Annotated in this window: 18 protein-coding genes; 8 read left to right on the forward strand and 10 right to left on the reverse strand. The window is 69.3% G+C overall.

Annotated features, from left to right (window positions below; all coding sequences use genetic code 11):
- Positions 1-75: 75 nt before the first annotated feature.
- The 5 genes from OHA88_RS28475 to OHA88_RS28495 form a co-directional block, all read right to left on the reverse strand.
- Complete coding sequence (locus OHA88_RS28475) at positions 76-1,068, reverse strand: glycine betaine ABC transporter substrate-binding protein (protein ID WP_328627589.1); 993 nt, start codon at positions 1,066-1,068, stop codon at positions 76-78.
- Entirely contained in the window at positions 1,068-1,895 is an 828-nt protein-coding gene (locus tag OHA88_RS28480; RefSeq protein ID WP_328629818.1) for an ABC transporter permease, read from the reverse strand. The genes OHA88_RS28475 and OHA88_RS28480 overlap by 1 nt, the downstream gene beginning before the upstream one ends.
- A gap of 95 nt (positions 1,896-1,990) precedes the next feature.
- Positions 1,991-3,247, reverse strand: coding sequence for an ABC transporter ATP-binding protein (locus OHA88_RS28485; protein WP_328627590.1), 1,257 nt, complete (start codon positions 3,245-3,247; stop codon positions 1,991-1,993).
- Positions 3,240-3,887 (reverse strand): ABC transporter permease, encoded by a 648-nt coding sequence (locus tag OHA88_RS28490; protein WP_328627591.1) that lies wholly within the window; start codon positions 3,885-3,887, stop codon positions 3,240-3,242. Before OHA88_RS28490 ends, OHA88_RS28485 begins: the two co-directional genes overlap by 8 nt.
- 15 nt (positions 3,888-3,902) lie before the next feature.
- Entirely contained in the window at positions 3,903-4,376 is a 474-nt protein-coding gene (locus OHA88_RS28495) for an Lrp/AsnC family transcriptional regulator (protein ID WP_030923048.1), read from the reverse strand.
- 122 nt (positions 4,377-4,498) lie between these two features.
- Between OHA88_RS28495 and hppD the strand changes: the two genes are divergently transcribed.
- A complete protein-coding gene (gene hppD / locus OHA88_RS28500) occupies positions 4,499-5,644 on the forward strand; it encodes a 4-hydroxyphenylpyruvate dioxygenase (RefSeq protein WP_267004929.1) in 1,146 nt (381 codons plus the stop codon).
- Between the two features lie 137 nt (positions 5,645-5,781).
- Here hppD and OHA88_RS28505 read toward each other — a convergent pair whose 3' ends face one another.
- Positions 5,782-7,449 carry a tetratricopeptide repeat protein gene (locus OHA88_RS28505; RefSeq protein ID WP_328627592.1) on the reverse strand — a complete coding sequence of 556 codons (1,668 nt, stop codon included), beginning with the start codon at positions 7,447-7,449 and terminating at the stop codon, positions 5,782-5,784.
- Positions 7,450-7,546: 97 nt separating this feature from the next.
- On the opposite strand from OHA88_RS28505, the gene OHA88_RS28510 reads away from it, so the two are divergent.
- Positions 7,547-8,914 (forward strand): FAD-binding oxidoreductase, encoded by a 1,368-nt coding sequence (locus tag OHA88_RS28510; RefSeq protein ID WP_328627593.1) that lies wholly within the window; start codon positions 7,547-7,549, stop codon positions 8,912-8,914.
- 41 nt (positions 8,915-8,955) lie between these two features.
- Here the strand turns inward: OHA88_RS28510 and OHA88_RS28515 are convergent, their stop codons facing one another.
- A complete protein-coding gene (locus OHA88_RS28515; RefSeq protein WP_328627594.1) occupies positions 8,956-9,432 on the reverse strand; it encodes an SsgA family sporulation/cell division regulator in 477 nt (158 codons plus the stop codon).
- 212 nt (positions 9,433-9,644) lie between these two features.
- On the opposite strand from OHA88_RS28515, the gene OHA88_RS28520 reads away from it, so the two are divergent.
- A complete protein-coding gene (locus OHA88_RS28520; RefSeq protein ID WP_328627595.1) occupies positions 9,645-11,213 on the forward strand; it encodes an RDD family protein in 1,569 nt (522 codons plus the stop codon).
- A gap of 108 nt (positions 11,214-11,321) precedes the next feature.
- A complete protein-coding gene (locus OHA88_RS28525) occupies positions 11,322-12,071 on the forward strand; it encodes an RDD family protein (protein WP_328627596.1) in 750 nt (249 codons plus the stop codon).
- Between the two features lie 12 nt (positions 12,072-12,083).
- On the opposite strand, the gene OHA88_RS28530 is transcribed toward OHA88_RS28525, so the two are convergent.
- Positions 12,084-12,422, reverse strand: coding sequence for a hypothetical protein (locus OHA88_RS28530; protein WP_328627597.1), 339 nt, complete (start codon positions 12,420-12,422; stop codon positions 12,084-12,086).
- 369 nt (positions 12,423-12,791) lie between these two features.
- On the opposite strand from OHA88_RS28530, the gene OHA88_RS28535 reads away from it, so the two are divergent.
- Both OHA88_RS28535 and OHA88_RS28540 read left to right on the forward strand, forming a co-directional pair.
- Positions 12,792-15,191, forward strand: a complete 2,400-nt coding sequence (locus OHA88_RS28535; RefSeq protein ID WP_328627598.1) for an immune inhibitor A domain-containing protein — start codon at positions 12,792-12,794, stop codon at positions 15,189-15,191.
- A gap of 124 nt (positions 15,192-15,315) precedes the next feature.
- Entirely contained in the window at positions 15,316-15,648 is a 333-nt protein-coding gene (locus OHA88_RS28540; protein ID WP_328627599.1) for a hypothetical protein, read from the forward strand.
- A gap of 92 nt (positions 15,649-15,740) precedes the next feature.
- Here OHA88_RS28540 and OHA88_RS28545 read toward each other — a convergent pair whose 3' ends face one another.
- Positions 15,741-16,325, reverse strand: coding sequence for an isochorismatase family protein (locus OHA88_RS28545; RefSeq protein ID WP_328627600.1), 585 nt, complete (start codon positions 16,323-16,325; stop codon positions 15,741-15,743).
- 183 nt (positions 16,326-16,508) lie between these two features.
- Positions 16,509-17,837 (reverse strand): nicotinate phosphoribosyltransferase, encoded by a 1,329-nt coding sequence (locus tag OHA88_RS28550; protein WP_328627601.1) that lies wholly within the window; start codon positions 17,835-17,837, stop codon positions 16,509-16,511.
- Between the two features lie 79 nt (positions 17,838-17,916).
- Here OHA88_RS28550 and clpS point away from each other — a divergent pair, with 79 nt between their 5' ends.
- Together clpS and OHA88_RS28560 are read left to right on the forward strand one after the other, a co-directional pair.
- The gene (clpS, locus tag OHA88_RS28555) at positions 17,917-18,231 is read left to right on the forward strand and encodes an ATP-dependent Clp protease adapter ClpS (protein ID WP_030971071.1); all 315 of its coding nucleotides are present in this window, start codon (positions 17,917-17,919) and stop codon (positions 18,229-18,231) included.
- A gap of 64 nt (positions 18,232-18,295) precedes the next feature.
- Positions 18,296-18,877: a DUF2017 domain-containing protein gene (locus OHA88_RS28560; protein WP_328627602.1), complete on the forward strand. Its 582-nt coding sequence runs from the start codon at positions 18,296-18,298 to the stop codon at positions 18,875-18,877.
- Positions 18,878-19,098: the final 221 nt, after the last annotated feature.

Here is a 19,098-nt window from a genome sequence, read left to right on the forward strand (position 1 = left end):
GATAGACATGCAAAGGTCTCTTTGCAACGCTTCTTTGCAACGAATTCTTTGTAACTTCTCGGCGGGCGGGCGCCCCTAGCCGTTCTTGATGAAGCCTTCCTGGATCAGCCAGTCCTTCGCCACGATGTGCGGGTCCTGCCCGTCCACGTCCACCTTCGCGTTCAGCTCCTGCGCGACCTCCGTGGTCAGCCGTCGGCTGACCGGATCCAGCAGCCCCGCGATCTCCGGGTACTTGTCGAAGGTCGCGGTGTGGATGACGGGCGCCGCGTTGTAGTTGGGGAAGAAGTGCTTGTCGTCCGCGAGGACGTCGAGGTCCATCGCCTTGATCCGGCCGTCCGTGGTGAACACCTCGCCCAGCAGGCAGGAGTTGGACTTCGACACCTGCGTGTAGATGATCCCGGCGTCCATCTTCTTGATGTTGCCGGGCGGGATCGACATCCCGTACGCCTTCTCCATGCCCGGCAGCCCGTCGTCGCGCGAGGCGAATTCGTTCTCCACGCAGATCGTCACCGCCGACGGGTTCCTCTTCGCCAGCGCGGCGACGTCGGAGAGCGTCCTCAGGTGGTACTTCGCGTTGTTCTTCCTGCTGATGGCCAGGGCGTAGGTGTTGTTGAGGGTGGACTGCGGCAGCCAGGTCACCCCGTTCTTCCGGTCCTCGTCCCGGACCGCCTCCCACTGCTTCAGCGGGTCGGTGATCGGCTTCGCATGGCCGAGGTAGGTGATCCAGGCGGTGCCCGTGTATTCGTACATCGCATCGGCGTCGCCCTTGATGATGGCCTCGCGCGCGCTGATCGACCCGGGCAGGTTCGTCCGGTCCAGGACCTCGGCACCGGCGGCCTTGAAGACCAGGCCGATCATCTGGCCGAGGATGATGTTCTCGCTGAAGTTCTTCGAGGTGACGGTCAGCGAGGCGCCGTCCAGCGGCCGGCCCTGGCCGACGGAGCCCGGCACGACGTCGTCGGCCATCGGCGAACCGCTCTTGAGCCCGCAGCCGGCGAGCACGGGGGTGAGCACCAGCACACCGACGAGACCGGCCCGGATCGTGCGTGACGCCCCCGCCGTACGCATCACCCCACCTCCAGTCCGCGTGGCGTCAGCGCCACCTCGACCAGGGAGGCCATCCAGTCCACCAGCAGCGCCAGCACCACCGTCAGCACGGAACCGAGCACCAGCACCGGCATCCGCTGCGTCTGGATGCCCGAGGTGATCAGGTCCCCGAGCCCGCCACCGCCGCCGAACGTCGCCAGGGTCGCCGTGCCGACGTTGAGCACCAGCGCCGTCCGTACGCCCGCCAGGATCAGCGGGACGGCGAGCGGCAGTTCGACCTTCGCGAGCGTTCCCATCGCCGACATGCCGATGCCGCGCGAGGCCTCGACCAGGTTCGGTTCGATCGCCTTCAGGCCGGCCACCGTATTGGAGAGCACCGGCAGCACCGCGTAGATCACCATGCCGATGATCGCCGTCCGCGGGCCGATGCCCAGCCAGATCACCAGCAGCGCCAGCAGCCCGATCGCCGGGGTGGCCTGCCCGACGTTGGCGACCACCGTGACCAACGGGGCACCCTTGCGGAACCTGCGCCGGGTGAGCGCGATCCCGAGCGGGATGGCGATGATCAGCACCCAGAAAGTGGAGATCGCGGTCAGTTTGACGTGCTGCCACCAGCGCAGTTGCACATTGCCGCCGGAGAGCGAGTTCCTTGCGATCGAGTCGAGAGGGACGTTGGTGATCCACAGGTACGTGGCGACGAGGACGATCGCCAGGGCGGCCGGTACCAGCACCAGCTTGCGCCAGGTGATCCGGCGCGGCGGTCCTGCGGGCGGCGGTGCGGGCTCCTCCTCCTCGTCGTGGAAGGCTCGGCCCCTGACCTCGAGCTCGCCGGGCGGCCGGGCGGGCATCGACTGCTCACCGGTCTTGGGAGGCACCGGAACGATGGGGGGAATCGAACCGTTGGGGGGAATCGGCTGGTCGGGCGGGACCGGCTGGTTGGGATTCATTCGCCTGCACCGCCCTCCTGGTCCCGCTCGGCCTGATGGGCGCGCAGCTCCTCCAGGTCGTGCTGGTGCTCCATGGCGGTGAGCCGGTCGGCCTCCAGGAGTTCATGGACGGAGTTCATCAGGGTCTGCATGTCGACGACGCCGATGAACTCGCCGCGCCGCCCGGTCACCGCGACCCGCCCGCCGCTGTCGATGAGCACGGCCTCCAGCGCGTCGTGCAGCGTGCCGTCCCGCGTCACCGTGTCGTGGACCAGCTGCCCGGCACGCGCCAGCGAGCCACGGGCCCGCATCAGGTCACCGCGCCGCAGCCACTTGTACGGACGGTTCCTGCGGTCCAGCATCAGCAGCTCGTTGTGCGGGCCGGAGCGCAGCTTGTTGAAGATCTCCTGGAGCGGGTCGTCGACCGTCACCGTCGGGAAGTCGGCGATCTCCACTTCCCGTACGCGGGTGAGGTTGAGCCGCTTCAGGGCCGCGCCCGCGCCGACGAACCCGGACACGAAATCGTCCGTCGGGTTGGTGAGGATCGCCTCCGGGGTGTCGAACTGCGCGATGTGCGAACGCTCCCGCAACACGGCGATCCGGTCGCCCAGCTTGATCGCCTCGTCGAAGTCGTGGGTGACGAAGACGATTGTCTTGTGCAGCTCGTGCTGGAGCCGGATCAGCTCGTCCTGGAGATGGTCGCGGGTGATCGGGTCGACGGCGCCGAACGGCTCGTCCATCAGCAGCACCGGCGGATCAGCGGCCAGCGCCCGCGCCACGCCCACCCGCTGCTGCTGACCGCCGGACAGCTGGCGCGGGTAGCGCCCGTGGAACTCCCGCGGGTCCAGCCCGACCAGGTCGAGCATCTCCTCGACGCGGTCCTTCACCTTCGACTTCGACCAGCCGACCATCTTCGGTACGAGGGCGATGTTCTCCGCGACCGTCATGTGCGGGAAGAGCCCGGACGACTGGATCGCGTACCCGACCTTGCGGCGCAGCTTCACCGGGTCGATGTCGGTGACGTCCTCGTCGTTGATCCTGATCCGGCCGGACGTCGGCTCGATCAGCCGGTTGATCATCTTCAGGGTGGTGGACTTCCCGCAGCCGGACGGACCGACGAAGATCACCGTCTCGCCGGCCTTGATGTCCATGGAGACGCTGTCCACGGCCGGGTTCGGGTTGCCGGGATAGCGCTTGGTCAGTTCCTCCAGCTGGATGGTTGCCCCGGAGGTGGCGGCGGGCTTGTCGGCGGCCCCGGCGACGGTCTCAGGCACGGATCCCCCTGGGGATGGTGAGCCTCCCGAGCAGGACGTACGCGGCGTCGAAGAGCAGGGCGAGGATGACGATGCCGAGCGTGCCGGCGAGGACCTGATTGATCGCGTTGGCGCTGCCCAGCGAGGCGATGCCACGGAAGATCTCGTTGCCGAGGCCGGGGCCGGAGGCGTACGCGGCGATGGCGGCGATCCCCATCAGCATCTGCGTCGACACCCGGATGCCGGTGAGGATCGGCGGCCAGGCGAGCGGCAGCTCCACCCTGCAGAGCCGGGCGATCCGCGACATCCCGATGCCTTTGGCCGCGTCGACGAGCGCGGGATCGACGCCGCGCAGTCCGACGATGGAGTTACGGACGACGGGCAGCAGCCCGTACAGCGTCAGCGTGATCACGGTGGGCGGGACCCCCAGCCCGACGAGCGGGATCAGCAGACCGATCGCGGCGAGGGACGGGATGGTGAGGATCGCCGCCGTCGAGGTGATGGCCAGTGAGCCGCCCCAGTTGCTGCGATAGGTGACGATCCCGATCAGGATGCCGAGCACGGTGGCGATGACCATGCACTGGAACACGGCGCTGACATGCTGGTACGCGTCGGTGAGCAGCTGCTGGTGCCGATTGACCAGGTACTCCCAGAAGCTCACGCGCCACTCCTTGACTCAGTCGCTGTCCTCCGCGGCCTGCTGGACGAGCGGGATGATGCGCAGAGGCACCGGGTTCTCCATGACGATCGCCGTGGAGGCCCGGACAATGCCATCAAAACCGACAACACGGTCGATCACCCGCTGGAGGTCGGCGTTGGAGCGGGCAACGAGCCGGCAGAGCATGTCGCCGTGCCCGGTTGTGGTGTGCAGCTCCAGAACTTCGGGAACGCCGTCCAAATGGGCCCGTACATCGGCGCCTTGACCCTGCTTGATCTCCAGCGTGGCGAAGGCGGTGACGGGGTAGCCGAGCGCTGCCGGATCGACGTCCGGGCCGAATCCGCGGATGACGCCATTCGACTGAAGCCGGTCGAGCCGCGCCTGCACGGTCCCGCGGGCCACCCCGAGCCGGCGGGACGCTTCCAGTACGCCTATCCGCGGTTCGCGGGCGAGCAGCACGATGAGCCGCCCGTCCAGATGATCGATCGCCACGTGCGACTCCCTATGGTCACCCTGTACAGATAGTCCGCCCATCCAAGCAAACGGCTGTACAGACTGCCCAGTGGATACGTGAACTATTGCGCACCTTGCGATGCGGGGGAGAGTCTTCGAGCATGACTGAGACGCTGCACAACACCCCCGTTACCGCCAGGCAGGCCGATCCCTTCCCGGTCAAGGGAATGGACGCCGTCGTCTTCGCCGTGGGCAATGCCAAGCAGGCCGCGCACTACTACTCGACCGCCTTCGGCATGAAGCTCGTCGCCTACTCCGGACCGGAGAACGGCAGCCGCGAGACCGCCAGTTATGTGCTGACCAACGGTTCGGCACGCTTTGTATTCACCTCCGTCATCAAGGCATCCACCGACCACGGCCGCTTCCTCGCCGGCCATGTCGCCGAGCACGGCGACGGCGTGGTCGACCTGGCCATCGAGGTGCCGGACGCGCGGGCGGCCTACGCGTACGCCGTCGAACACGGTGCGCTGGGTCTCGCCGAGCCGCACGAGATCAAGGACGAGTACGGCACGGTCGTGCTGGCCGCGATCGCCACGTACGGCCAGACCCGTCACACCCTCGTCGACCGCAGCGGCTACGACGGCCCGTACCTCCCCGGCTTCGCAGCAGCCGCGCCGATCGTCGAACCGCCCGCCAAGCGCACCTTCCAGGCCGTCGACCACTGCGTCGGCAATGTGGAGCTGGGCCGGATGAACGAGTGGGTCGGCTTCTACAACAAGGTCATGGGCTTCACCAACATGAAGGAGTTCGTGGGCGACGACATCGCCACCGAGTACTCCGCCCTCATGTCGAAGGTCGTCGCCGACGGCACCCTGAAGGTGAAGTTCCCGATCAACGAACCGGCGATCGCGAAGAAGAAGTCGCAGATCGACGAGTACCTGGAGTTCTACGGCGGCGCGGGCGTCCAGCACATCGCCCTCGCCACGAACGACATCGTCGCGTCGGTACGTGCGATGCGCGCGGCCGGCGTCCAGTTCCTGGACACCCCCGACTCGTACTACGACACCCTCGGCGAGTGGGCCGGCGAGACCCGTGTCCCGGTGGAGACGCTCCGCGAGCTGAAGATCCTCGTCGACCGCGACGAGGACGGCTACCTGCTGCAGATCTTCACGAAGCCGGTCCAGGACCGCCCGACGGTCTTCTTCGAGATGATCGAACGCCACGGCTCGATGGGCTTCGGCAAGGGCAACTTCAAGGCCCTGTTCGAGGCGATCGAGCGCGAGCAGGAGAAGCGCGGCAACCTCTGAGCCGGAGGCTCGGATGTGAAGGGCGGGGCCTCCGGCGAACGCGGAGGCCCCGCCCTTCGTGCTGCTCCGTGCCGGAAGGCGTGCGCCCGGCACGGGCTCCGCAGGCCGATCGGGCGCGGCGCCGGGCACCGGCCCTGTCAGTGGACGCCCGGCGCAGGCGACGCCGCCCCGGCCGGAGCGTGCGTGTTGCGGCCCGGGCCGGCGGCCATGCGATCCGGTCCCGGGGTGGGCTGCATGTCTCGCGGGCCGGTCGCCGACGGCCGGCTCAGGGCGTCCAGGGCCTTCCGGGCCGCCGGGGCCGCCAGCGGTGAGAACTGCGCGTTGGTCCGCAGCGCCTCCTCCAGGTGGCGGCGGGCCGGGCCGTACTCCCTCAGATCCCGCTCGATCACACCCAGGTGATACGCGTAGAGCGCCGTCCCTCCGCCCGTGTCCGCCGCCTTCTGCGCGTACTGCAGCGCACTCGCCGAGTCGCCCGAGCGGTGCAGCGCCCAGCCCAGCGCGTCGGCGACCGCCGCGCTGTGATGCCGACGCTGCCACTCCGTCTTCAGGAGTTTCATCGCCGCGGCCGCGTTCCCGTGGTCGGCCTCGAAGCGGCCCAGCAGGAGTGCGTCGTCGACTCCGTAGCCGTCGGCTCGGGCCAGGCTCTCGCGGAGCCGGGTGTACTGGCTGAGGGACTCGTTGTCCAGGCCCAGCGACTCGTGCAACTCGCCCAGTTCCAGCATGTATTCGGGGCGGGGGAGCCGGGACAACGCCGCCCGGTAGTCGCGCTGCGCCTCGTCCGTGCGGCCCAGGGCCGCCAGCGCCCGTGCCCGGCCGGCGAGCGACGGATGGTGGGCCGGATCGGTCCGCAGGGCCGCGCTGTACTGCGCCACCGCCTTCTCGGACTCGCCCCGCTCCCAGGCCAGTTCGCCCAGCCGGTGCAGGCAGTTCGCCTTCTCGGCGGGTGCCGTGGCCCGGTCCGCCGCGTTCTGCGCGGTGGCGAGCGCGTCCTCGCGACGGCCCTGGTTCCGGTACATCTGTGCCGTCCGCGAGAGCGCCGGGACGCCGGAGCGCAGCGCCGTGAACTTCTCCGCCGCCTTGCCCGCCGCCGTGTACTCACCGAGCCCGTCGTACGCGTCGATCAGTACCGGGTACACCGTCCAGTCCTTCGGCTGCCGAGTCCGTACCGTCTCGCCCCACTTCTTCGCCGTGACGAAGTCGTGCCGCGCGTTGGCCAGCGCCGCCAGCCCCACCAGGGCCGCCGTGTTCCCGCGGTCACCCGGCTGTGCGTCCAGGGAGCGCTTCAGCGCCTGCTCGGCCCGCCCGTAGTACGCCGCGTCCGCCGAACGCTGCCCCCACTCCACGTAAGCCGTTCCGAGCACCGCCCACGACCGCGCGTCGGACGGATGCGTGCCGACCCAGCTCTGCCGGTCCCCGATCATCGCCTTCAGATCGGAGAGGGAGGCGGGAGAGCCCGAGTTCGTCGCCGCCAGGGCGCGCGAGACCCCTCCCGGCACGGACGGTGGCGCGGCCTTCTTGCCGTCGTCCGGTACGGCCACGACCGCACCCGTCACCAGCACGGCAGCCGCCACCATGCCGAACGCCGCCCTGCGCAGCGTCGTGTGCAACGAGGCGGGCGGCGGGTCCGCCGACGACTCCGGGTCCAGGCCGAAGGACGGTTCGCGATCGGGCGTCGGCGGCGTCTCCGGCGGGACGTCGTCGCACGGCTCGGAGGGCGACGAGACAGGGGGCGGGCGATCCAGATGGTCCGGATCCGAGTGGTCCGAGTGCGGGGGCTCCGGAGGCTGCTGCGGCGTGACATCCATGCCGATCACTCTGCGTCAGTACGAAGAGCACACCGCACCTTGGGAACGCTGCCGCAGACGGGTTCACACCATTGGCCGTGGGTGTCACGCTTGGATCATGGACGATCTTCTCGAACGACTGAGCGCGGGCCTTCCTGCCGAGGCCCTGATCACCGATCCGGACATCACCGCCTCGTACGCCCACGACATGGCGAGCTTCTGCGACGCGGGCGCACCGGCCGTGGTGGTGCTGCCGCGCACCGTCGAACAGGTCCAGCACGTCATGCGGACCGCAACCGCACTGCGTGTCCCGGTCGTCCCGCAGGGGGCCCGTACCGGCCTGTCGGGCGCGGCCAACGCGTCCGACGGCTGCATCGTGCTTTCCCTGGTGAAGATGGACCGGATCCTGGAGATCAACCCTGTCGACCGGATCGCCGTCGTGGAGCCCGGTGTCATCAATGCCGCGCTCTCCCGCGCGGTGAACGAACACGGGCTGTACTACCCGCCGGACCCGTCCAGTTGGGAGATGTGCACCATCGGCGGCAACATCGGCACCGCGTCCGGCGGGCTGTGCTGTGTGAAGTACGGGGTCACCGCCGAGTACGTGATCGGCCTGGAGATCGTCCTCGCCGACGGGCGGCTTCTGACCACCGGGCGCCGGACGGCCAAGGGTGTCGCCGGATACGACCTCACCCGGCTCTTCGTCGGCTCGGAAGGCAGTCTCGGCATCGTCGTCGGCGCCGTACTCGCGCTGAAGCCGCAGCCGCCGCAGCAACTCGTCCTCGCTGCCGAGTTCCCGTCCGCGGCGGCCGCCTGCGACGCGGTCTGCCGGATCATGGAGCGCGGTCACACTCCCTCACTCCTCGAACTGATGGACCGTACGACGGTGCGCGCCGTCAACAAGATGGCCCACATGGGGCTCCCCGACTCCACCGAGGCGCTCCTGCTCGCCGCCTTCGACACCCCGGACCCCGCGGCCGACCTGACCGCCGTAGCGGAACTGTGCACCGCCGCGGGCGCCACCGAGGTGGCCCCCGCGGCCGACGCCGCCGAGTCCGAACTTCTCCTCCAGGCCCGCCGGATGTCGCTGACCGCCCTGGAGACCGTCAAGTCCGCCACCATGATCGACGACGTGTGCGTACCGCGCTCCAAGCTCGGCGCCATGATCGAGGGGACGGCGGCCATCGCGGAGAAGTACGACCTCACCATCGGCGTCTGTGCCCACGCGGGCGACGGCAACACCCACCCCGTCGTCTGCTTCGACCACACCGATGCCGACGAGTCCCGGCGGGCCCGCGAGTCCTTCGACGAGATCATGGCGCTCGGCCTGGAACTCGGCGGCACCATCACCGGCGAGCACGGCGTCGGCGTCCTGAAGAAGGAATGGCTGGCCCGCGAACTCGGCGAGGTGAGCGTCGAGATGCACCGGGGGATCAAGGCGGCGTTCGACCCGCTGGGGCTGCTCAATCCCGGCAAGGTCTTCTGATCTCCTCGACAAGCCTTCCGGCCTCCCCGCGAGGCTGCGCATCAGGCCTCGCCGTCCGCCGACTCGTCCGAGGGCCACGGGCCGCTCAGCCACAGGTCGTCGGCGGGCAGCGGTGCGAGCAGTTCGGCGAGTCCGGCGTCGATACCCAGCCGCTCGGTCTCGGTGCCGGGCGGCACCAGGCGCAGCGTCCGCTCCACCCAGGCGGCCACGGCTGCGGACGGCGCCTCGAGCAGCGCGTCGCCGTCGGGCGAGGTCAGCGCCACACGGATGACGCCGCGCCGCTGGACCTTGGTCGGCCAGATCCGTACGTCGCCGTGCCCGCACGGCCGGAACACACCCTCGACCAGCAGATCGCGGGCGAACGTCCAGTGCACGGGGAAGTCGGAGCCGACGTGAAAGGTGATGTGCACGGCATACGGGTCCTCCGCGCGGTAGGTCAGGCGGGCAGGTACGGGGATGCTGCGCTCCGGCGACAGGACCAGCTTGAGCTGAAGCTCGCGTTCCACAACGGTGTGCATGAGGTGCGTCCTTTCGGTGCCAGTGAACCGGTCCCCTGACCGGCCCGCACATGGAGAGAGCGCCCTCCCCGCCTCCTATTACGCGACTTCGGGAAAAAACTTCACGGCGACCGGAAAGTGCGCCAAACACCGGGACTGGCACGGGGGTACGCGGCTGTCTGGTAGATGTGGTCCGTCGACTTGAAGCTTCGAAGAGATACGGGACCACGGTGATGAGCGCCCCAACCCCGGCACCCGGTGACGACAGGCCCCGCGAGGGGTATTACCCCGACCCGTCCATTCCCGGATATGTCCGGTACTGGAACGGCGCTTCGTGGGTGCCCGGTACCAGCCGTCCTGCGCCTCTGCAGGGTGAGTCGGTGCCCGAGACGCCTGCTGGAACGGCCCCCGAACCGCAGCGGCCGTCGGTACCGGGCCCGGCACCCGGGCACTCCGGTCCGGCGCACACGCCGGTGGACGAAACCGGTCCGGTCTTCCTGGACGAGGAGCCGTACGGTCCCGACCGCCCCGAACCAGCATCCGCCTGGCAGGCCGACGCCTCACGGCAGACCGGCTTCGGCGGCGAGCGCGACCGGCGGGTGTCCTGGGGCGGCACCGGGCAGCCCGGCGAGACCGGCGGGCCGGGGGAGCAGGGCGCAGCAGCGGCTCAGGATCCGCGTACGCCGGCGGGGCGCACCCCTGCCGACCGCGCCCCGGGCGGCAACGCCCCCACGGACCGGGTTCCCACGGACCCGCGGGGGCCCGGCTCGCAGGACCCCACGGGCGGCGCGCTGCCGGGCATGCGGGACGGCAACAGCCATGTCCCCGAGAGCACCGTCGCGATCCGGGTCAACCGTTCGGGCCGCAGCGGTGGCGCCGGCGGGACCGGTGCCGGGGCCGGCGAGGCCGGGCGTCCGGCTGCCGAGGGCCGGGCCGGCCGGCCGCCCCGGCCCCATGAGGCGGAGCAGCCGGGCGGGGGGACGATGTCGATCCGCGCGGTCGCCCCCGGCACCACCCCGCAGGCCGCTGCGCCCGCACCCGCCCCGGCGCCCGGGCCCACACCCGCATCTGCCCCGGCTCCCGCTTCCGCGGACCTCAACAATCCGCTCACTCCGGGACCCGGCGGCGGCGCCGCCTCCTGGGCGCAGCAGGTCCATCAGCTCGCCGCCCCCCAGCAACAGCAGCAGCAACTTCCGCCCCAGCAGCAACAGCGTCAGCCGCAGTTCCGCGGCCCGCAGCCGGCTCAGCCGGACCAGCCCGTCGTGCCTTGGAAGCCCCCGGTCAACGACCACTTCCAGCAGCTCGCCCAGGCCCAGGCGGCGGCCCGCCCCGCCGGGCTCGGCAAGCGGTTCGCCGCCCGGCTCGTCGACACGGTCGTGCTGGGCGCGCTCGTCGGCGCGGTCGCGTTCCCCCTTGTCACGCGGGCGATGGACCACATCGAGGAGAAGATCGACGCGGCGAAGCTGTCCGGGGAGACGGTCACCGTCTGGCTGGTGGACTCCACCACGTCCGTCCTGTTCGGCGGGGCGCTCGCGGCGTTCCTGGTGCTCGGTGTGCTGTTGGAGGCGCTGCCGACCGCGAAGTGGGGCCGCACGCTCGGCAAGAAGCTCTGCGGGCTCGAGGTGCGGGACATCGAGTCCCACAGCGCGCCCGGCTTCGGGGCCGCGCTGCGCCGGTGGCTGGTCTACGGTGTGCTCGGCATCCTGGTGATCGGTGTGGTCAACGTGGTGTGGTGTCTGTTCGACCGCCCGTGGCGGCAGTGCTGGCACGACAAGGCCGCCCGCACCTTCGTGGCCGGCTGATCCCGCGTACTGACGGCTTGTCGGGTGACGGGCCGTCGCGCGGTGCCGGGTTCCCCCGAACGCACCTGAGCCGTTGCGGGGGCCCCCGGGCCGGGATGCACTGCCCCCATGAGCAACGATCAGCCGACGCCCGGCCAGCCACCCGAGGACGACCCGTTCCTCAAGAAGCCGCAGGAGCCCCCGACGCCGCCGTCGGGGTCCGCGGCCGGGTCGGAGCCGGGGCCCGGGGCCGGGGCGGGGTCCGAGTCCGGGCCGGGCTCGGGGCCGGGGTCGGGCTCGCCCTACGACCGTGCTCAGCCGCCGCCCCCTCCGCCACCCCCGTACGATCCCAATGCCTACGGCGGCGGCCCGTACGGCGGCACCGACCCGCTCGCGGGCATGCCGCCGCTCGGCGAGCCCGGCAAGCGGATTCTGGCCCGGCTGATCGACTTCCTGATCATCTCGATCCCGCTGTACCTGATCTCGCTGCCGTTCGGCGGCGCGGTCGACGTGTCGGACAACAACGGCAACGGCGAAAGCGCCGGCGATGTGTTCTCCCAGACCTACAGCGGGCATCAGCTGCTCTGGTCGCTGATCGCCCTGGTGGTCTACGTCGCGTACGACACGTACTTCACGCACAAGGACGGCCGCACGATCGGCAAGCGGCTGCTCAAGCTGCGGGTCGCGATGCTCAACGACGGCCGGGTGCCGGACACCAGTGCCTCGTTCCTGCGGGCCGTGGTGCTGTGGCTGCCGGCGCTGCTGTGCTGCCCGTGCCTGTGGTGGCTGATCAATATCGTGCTGATGTTCACGGACAAGCCGTACCGGCAGGGACTGCACGACAAGGCGGCCAAGACCGTGGTGGTCTCGACCGCGTAGCCAGGAGCCCGATCAGCGGCGCAGGGAGTGCTCGCCCACGCGCTCGGGCGCGTGGACGGCCGGGATCCTGGCCCGGTGGACATCGTCGATGACGGCATCTCCCGTAGACGTGGCGGTGGGGACGGCAGGGTTCGTACGAACCCCGGTTGCCGTCTTCGCCGCCTTCCGCGTTTTCGTCCGCAGCGGCAGGGGTACGGTGACGGCCACCAGCAGGCCGAGCGCCATCGCCGCCGTTCCGATGACGGCGATGCCGACGCCCGAACTCGTACGCGACAGCAGCAGCATGGCGAGTGTCGAGAAGACGACGGTGACCGATCCGTAGGAGAGCTGTGCAGCAGTGGGACGCGGCATGGCGGTATCCGTCCTCGGGGCTTCGGATGGGCAGTCTCTCAACGCGGTCGCACTGTCACGCGACTCTACGACGGTGGATGCCCGGGAGGAACCGTTAGTAAGCGTGACCTAACCCACGGTGCCGGTGCACGGGGGGCGCACTGAGTCATCCCGGGTTCCAGGAGGGCGCTTCGGCGCGCCGGTTACCTGCTGGATGAACGTCCGAATAACGGAAATGCCCTTCTACATAGTGCACTTGGCCTGTCCAAGTCAAGATCTGTCTTTTCTCTCGTAACTCCGGTCGAATGTCGTCACTTGTGACGCGTATCCGCGCGCGGCCCCGCCACACCCAAGGCTGCAGCCGCGGACGCCGGGGAGGGACAGCATCAAGTGACCACTAAGAGACGGGCGCTTCGCGCCACGGCGGTTGTCGTGGCCATGGCCGCCACCGCCGCTACGGCGTCAGCCTTCGCCACAGCCCAGGCGGACGAAAAGTCCCCAGGGGCAAGCAGCTCCATCGTCGACCGCCGTGATCCGGGGTCGGCCAAGGGCGGCGCGCACGACCTGGAAGGCCCTTACAGCGAGCAGCAGGACGCACAGCGTCAGGCCGCTCTGGAGCAGGTCATCGCGGGCGACAAGAAGGTGTCGACGCGCGACGGCTCCAAGGTCGTCAAGCTCGACGACAAGAAGTACGTCGAACTCGGCCGCGAGAAGACGGACAAGATCTTCACGGTCCTGGTGGAGTTCGGCGACAAGGTCGACGACACGACCATGATCGACCCGGACGGTGACGGGCCCAAGCCGCCCGTCAAGAAGTACGGCGGCACGCCCGGACCGCTGCACAACACGATAGCCAAGCCGGACCCGGCGAAGGACAACAGCACCGCCTGGCAGGCCGATTACAACCAGGCCCACTTCCAGGACCTCTACTTCGGTGAGGGCGCCGGCAAGAACTCGCTGAAGACGTACTACGAGAAGACGTCCTCCGGGCGCTACTCGGTCGACGGCGAGGTCTCCGACTGGGTCAAGGTCCCGTACAACGAGGCCCGTTACGGCTCCAACTACTGCGGCTCGTCCAACTGCGCCAACTCCTGGGACATGATCCGGGACGGCGTGAACGCCTGGGCGGCCGACCAGAAGGCCAAGGGCCGTACGCCGGAGCAGATCAAGGCGGACCTGGCCAATTACGACCAGTGGGACCGCTACGACTTCGACAACGACGGCAACTTCAACGAGCCCGACGGCTACATCGATCACTTCCAGATCGTGCACGCCGGTGAGGACGAGTCCGCGGGCGGCGGCGTCGAGGGCGCGAACGCCATCTGGGCGCACCGCTGGTACGCGTACGGCACCAACGCCGGTGCGACCGGCCCGGCCGACAACAAGGCCGGCGGCACCCAGATCGGTGACACCGGCATCTGGGTCGGTGACTACACCGCGCAGCCCGAGAACGGCGGCCTGGGCGTCTTCGCCCACGAGTACGGCCACGACCTCGGTCTGCCGGACCTGTACGACACCACCAACACCGCCGAGAACTCGGTCGGTTTCTGGTCCCTGATGTCGGCCGGTTCCTGGCTCGGCACCGGCAAGAACGCCATCGGTGACATGCCCGGTGACATGACCGCCTGGGACAAGCTGCAGCTGGGCTGGCTGAACTACGCCTCGGCCAAGGCCGCGACGAGCTCGCTCCACAAGCTGGGTGTCTCGGAGTACAACACCAAGGACAAGCAGGCGCTCGTCGTCACGCTGCCCGACAAGGCCGTCACCACCGCTGTCACGAAGCCCGCCGAGGGCTCCAAGCAGTGGTGGAGCGACATGGGTGACAACCTCAACAACACCCTGTCCCGTTCGGTCGACCTGACCGGCAAGTCCAAGGCGTCCCTGGACCTCTCGGGCTGGTGGGACATCGAGAAGGACTACGACTACCTCTACACCGAGGTGTCGGAGAACGGTGGCACCAGCTGGACCGCGATCGACGGCACGGCCGACGGCAAGGCGATCCCGCGCGACGCCAGCGACAAGCCGGCCCTGACCGACGTCTCCGGCAAGTACCAGAAGCTCTCGTACTCGCTGGACGCCTACGCCGGCAAGAAGATCGACATCCGCTTCCGCTACACCACCGACGGCGGCGCGGGCGGTGTGGGCTTCGCGGCCGACACCATCGCGGTCAACGCCGACGGTGCCGTGCTCTTCTCGGACAACGCCGAGGGTGACGACAACGGCTGGACCGCCAAGGGCTTCTCCCGCGTCGGCGAGTCGTTCACCAAGGAGTACCCGCAGTACTACCTCGCAGAGAACCGCCAGTACGTCTCGTACGACCAGACCCTCAAGGTCGGCCCGTACAACTTCGGCTTCTCCACGACCCGTCCGGACTGGGTCGAGCACTACCCGTACCAGAACGGTCTGCTGATCTGGCTCTGGGACACCTCCCAGAAGGACAACAACGTCTCCGCCCACCCGGGCAAGGGTCTGATCCTGCCGATCGACGCGCACGCGAAGCCGCTGAAGTGGGCCGACGGCACCGTCATCCGCAACAAGATCCAGCCCTTCGACGCGCCGTTCAGCTGGTGGCCGACCGACGGCTTCACGCTGCACAAGGCCGACGTGGCGGTCAAGATCAAGCCGCAGCTCGGCGTCCCGGTCTTCGACGACCACAAGGGCACCTACTGGTACGAGGAGAACAAGACCGGAAGCGTGAAGGTCGCTGACACCAACACGCGGATCACGATCGTCAGCGAGCCGCTCAGCGGCTCGACGATCACGGTCAAGGTTGGCGCCTCGCACAAGTAATTCCGCATCACCGCAGGTCAGAGCATGATCGGCCGTCGCCCTCTAGCGGGCGGCGGCCGATCGTGTTTAGGTGCCTCTTATTCGGATTCTTATTGACACGACGTCTCACGGGGGAGTGCGGAGTATGGCCGGCGGAGGATTCAGCAAGTTGCCGAACGGCAGTGTGGTGGTCGCGATCACCCTGACCGGTCCGGCGGACGGAACGGGTCCGGGCAGCCCGGTCCGCGTCCTGGTCCACGCGGCCAACCGGGCCCGCGCACTGACCCGCCTGCGCAACCTGGGCCTGCGCGCGGTCTACCTCCGCGGCAACGCGGAACCCCCCACCCCCGACGAGGTCACCGCAGTGCTGCACCACCCGGACGGTCTCCTCTGGCGGGCAAGGCCCGAAAAAGCCCAGGAACTCTGGCACCCCATACGCACGCTGCTCACCCCATCGGTGCCGGCCCAGCAGACTTAGGGCCTCTCGTTCGGATCATGCGGGGCTCGCGGGATCCGGCACGCACGATCGAGGACGAAGCGGCCTCCGGGCGACCCCGGCAGGCCCCCGCCCTACACCACCGGCTTGCCGGAAAGCTCCACACCGGCACCCCGGAGCTCCTCCAGCGCCTGCCCCGTGGTCGCCGCGGCGACCCCCGCCGTCAGGTCCAGCAGGACATGCGTCGTGAACCCCTCCCGCACCGCATCCAGCGCCGTGGCCCGCACACAGTGGTCCGTGGCGATGCCGACCACGTCGACCTCCGTCACACCACGGTCCCGCAGCCACCGCGCCAGCCCCTCCCCGTTCTCGTCGAAGCCCTCGAAGCCGCTGTACGCCGCCGCGTGCGCCCCCTTGTCGAACACCGCGTCGATCGCGCCGGAGGCGACCGCCGGGGCGAAATTAGGGTGGAAGCCGACCCCCTCCGTACCGGCCACACAGTGCGCCGGCCAGGAGTGCTCGAAGTCCGGCTGCTCGGAGAAGTGGTCGCCCGGGTCGACATGGTGGTCCCGGGTGGCCACCACATGGCGGTAACCGGCCTGGGCCTCGCCGATCAGGTCGGTGATGGCGGCGGCGACATCGGCGCCCCCCGCCACCGCGAGGCTGCCGCCCTCGCAGAAGTCGTTCTGTACGTCCACGACGATCAACGCGCGATGCATGGCGGGTGTCCTTCGATGGGGCGGTCCGACGGGGGAGGTCCGACCGGGGGAAATACGAGCGGAACGGGAAATGTGAGCGGAACGGTGGGAGAAGGGACGGAATCGAGCCTAGAGACTGGGGCCGCCTTGCGGGAGGGGGCGTCCGCTGCTATCGCTGCCCGTCGCCTTCCCACCGTCGCACGTTCAGACGTACTCCGTCGGAATGACCGGCTCTCCGTTGGACAGCTGCATCGCCGAAATCGGCAGCCCCTGCCGCGCCGCGATGTGCCGCTGCCGGGCCGCGTCCAGCGGCTCGCGGGCGACCACCTCACCGCCCCTGACCAGCTCGGCCAGCAGCTGCCGGTCGGCCAGACCGTCCGGCACCGGACCCGTGCCGATCACCTCGGCCTCGGCCACCCCGTACCCGTCCAGCCGCCGCGCGGCCCACTTGCGACCGCCCATCGAGGACTTCGCCCCCAGCGACTTCTTCGCAACCGGCTGCAGCGGTTCCGCCGGATCGGCGGAAACCGCCCGGGCGACCAGCTTGTAGACCATCGAGCAGGTCGGCTGACCACTGCCGGTCACCAGCTGCGTGCCCACGCCGTACGCGTTCACCGGCGCCGCGGCCAGCGACGCGATCGCGTACTCGTCCAGGTCCGACGTCACCACGATCTTCGTCCCGGTGGCGCCCAGCTCGTCGAGCTGCTGGCGCACCCGGTGCGCGACCAGCAACAGGTCCCCGGAGTCGATCCGAACCGCCCCCAGCCCGGTCCCGGCGACCTCGACCGCCGTACGGACCGCCTCGGCGACGTCGTAGGTGTCGACCAGCAGCGTCGTGCCCCGGCCGAGCGAGTCGACCTGCGCCCGGAACGCGTCACGCTCGCTGTCGTGCAGCAGGGTGAACGCGTGCGCGCTCGTCCCGACCGTCGGGATGTTGTAGCGGAACCCCGCCGCCAGATCGGACGTCGTGTCGAAGCCGCCGATGTACGCGGCACGCGCCGACGCCACCGCCGACAGTTCATGGGTGCGTCGTGCACCCATCTCGATCAGCCCACGCCCGCCTGCGGCCACCGACATGCGGGACGCCGCCGCGGCGATCGACGAATCGTGGTTGAGGATCGACAGGATCACCGTCTCCAGCAGCACGCACTCGGCGAAGGACCCCTCGACCCGCAGGATCGGTGAGCCGGGGAAGTACACCTCGCCCTCCGGGTAGCCCCAGATGTCGCCGCTGAAGCGGAAGTCCGCCAGCCAGGCGAGGGTCGGCCCGTCGACGACGTTCCGCTCGCGCAGGAAGGTGAGCATCTCGTCGTCGAAGTGGAAGTTCTCCACCGCGTCGAGCAGCCGTCCGGTGCCTGCGACGACGCCGTAGCGCCGCCCCTCGGGCAGCCGGCGGGTGAATGCCTCGAACACCGAGTGCCGGTCGGCTGTGCCCGCCTTCAGTGCGGCCTGCACCATCGTGAGCTCGTACTGGTCGGTGAAGAGCGCTGTCGACGGCACACCGACCCGTCGCCCAAGGTCCGCAGAGTTCATGGCACGGATGCTACCCCTATTTCGTCAAAGTGACGAGATCTAGGGTCTGTTTGTGCGCTGCCCCCTCCTGGGTGGCAGCATGGGGTGGGTGAGCGTCGCCCCCGTAGAGATCGAGCGTCCAGAATCGGCCGAGGAGAACCTCGTCGTCCCCGAGCCCGATGTGCCCTGGGTGACGCTGGTCCACAACGACCCGGTCAACCTCATGAGCTACGTGACCTATGTCTTCCAGGCCTACTTCGGGTACTCCAAGGACAAGGCCCACAAGCTCATGCTCGACGTGCACCAGAAGGGCCGCGCGGTCGTTTCCAGCGGCAGCCGTGAAGAGATGGAACGCGACGTCCAGGCCATGCACGGCTACGGGCTCTGGGCCACCCTGACGCAGGACCGCAACTAGCACGCCCCCTTCCCCCGACCCGCCCCGTCCTCTGCCCCGCCCGACCCACCATCGGAGAAAACCCATGGCCGGCCACTTCGAGGCCACCCCCGGCGGCGGCGCGGCCGTCGCGCTCGACGAGGTGGAGATCGCGATCCTGCGCTCCCTCGCCGTCCAGCTGCTCGAGCTGATCGGCCCCGGTGACGAACCGGCCGAGGGCGCGGACCCGCTCGCCGCCCTGTTCGCCGAAGGACCCAGCGAACCGCCGACCGACCCGGCCCTGGCCCGCCTCTTCCCGGAGGCGTACGGCGACGACGACAGCGAACTGCGCGCCGCGTCGGCCGAGTTCCGCCGGTACACCGAGAACGACCTGCGCTCCCGCAAGCGCGACGACGCCCTCACCGTCGTACGCACCCTGGACGCGATCCCGGCAGGGGAGGACGGCGGGATCCTCACGCTCACCGCCGACGAATGCCGCAACTGGCTCGGCGCGCTCAACGACCTCAGGCTGACCATCGGTACCCGCCTGGACGTCTCCGACCAGGACGAAGGCGGCGAGGGATCGCTCTACCGGCTGCCCGACAGCGACCCGCGCAAGCCCATGGTCATGGCCTATCTCTGGCTGGGCGCGCTTCAGGAAACCCTCGTCGAGACCCTGATGCCGTAAGGGCTGTCCGGCCGTTCCCGGGGCCGGACCGAACGGCCTTTCCCGCGTGGATCCGAAGATCACCCATGCCGTTCCTGCCGAGTGTTCGCTCAACGAACGCTCAAATCCGAATAACGATCCCGTCACCTGAACGGCCTTTTTTGCGGCGGCTTGGAAACGCTTGTCCGCTTTTTCCTGAGGTATGCGCCACATAATGTCCGGCGGATCACCGGTTGGCCCGT

It is taken from the genome of Streptomyces sp. NBC_00353 (assembly GCF_036108815.1).
Taxonomy (GTDB): Bacteria; Actinomycetota; Actinomycetes; order Streptomycetales; family Streptomycetaceae; genus Streptomyces.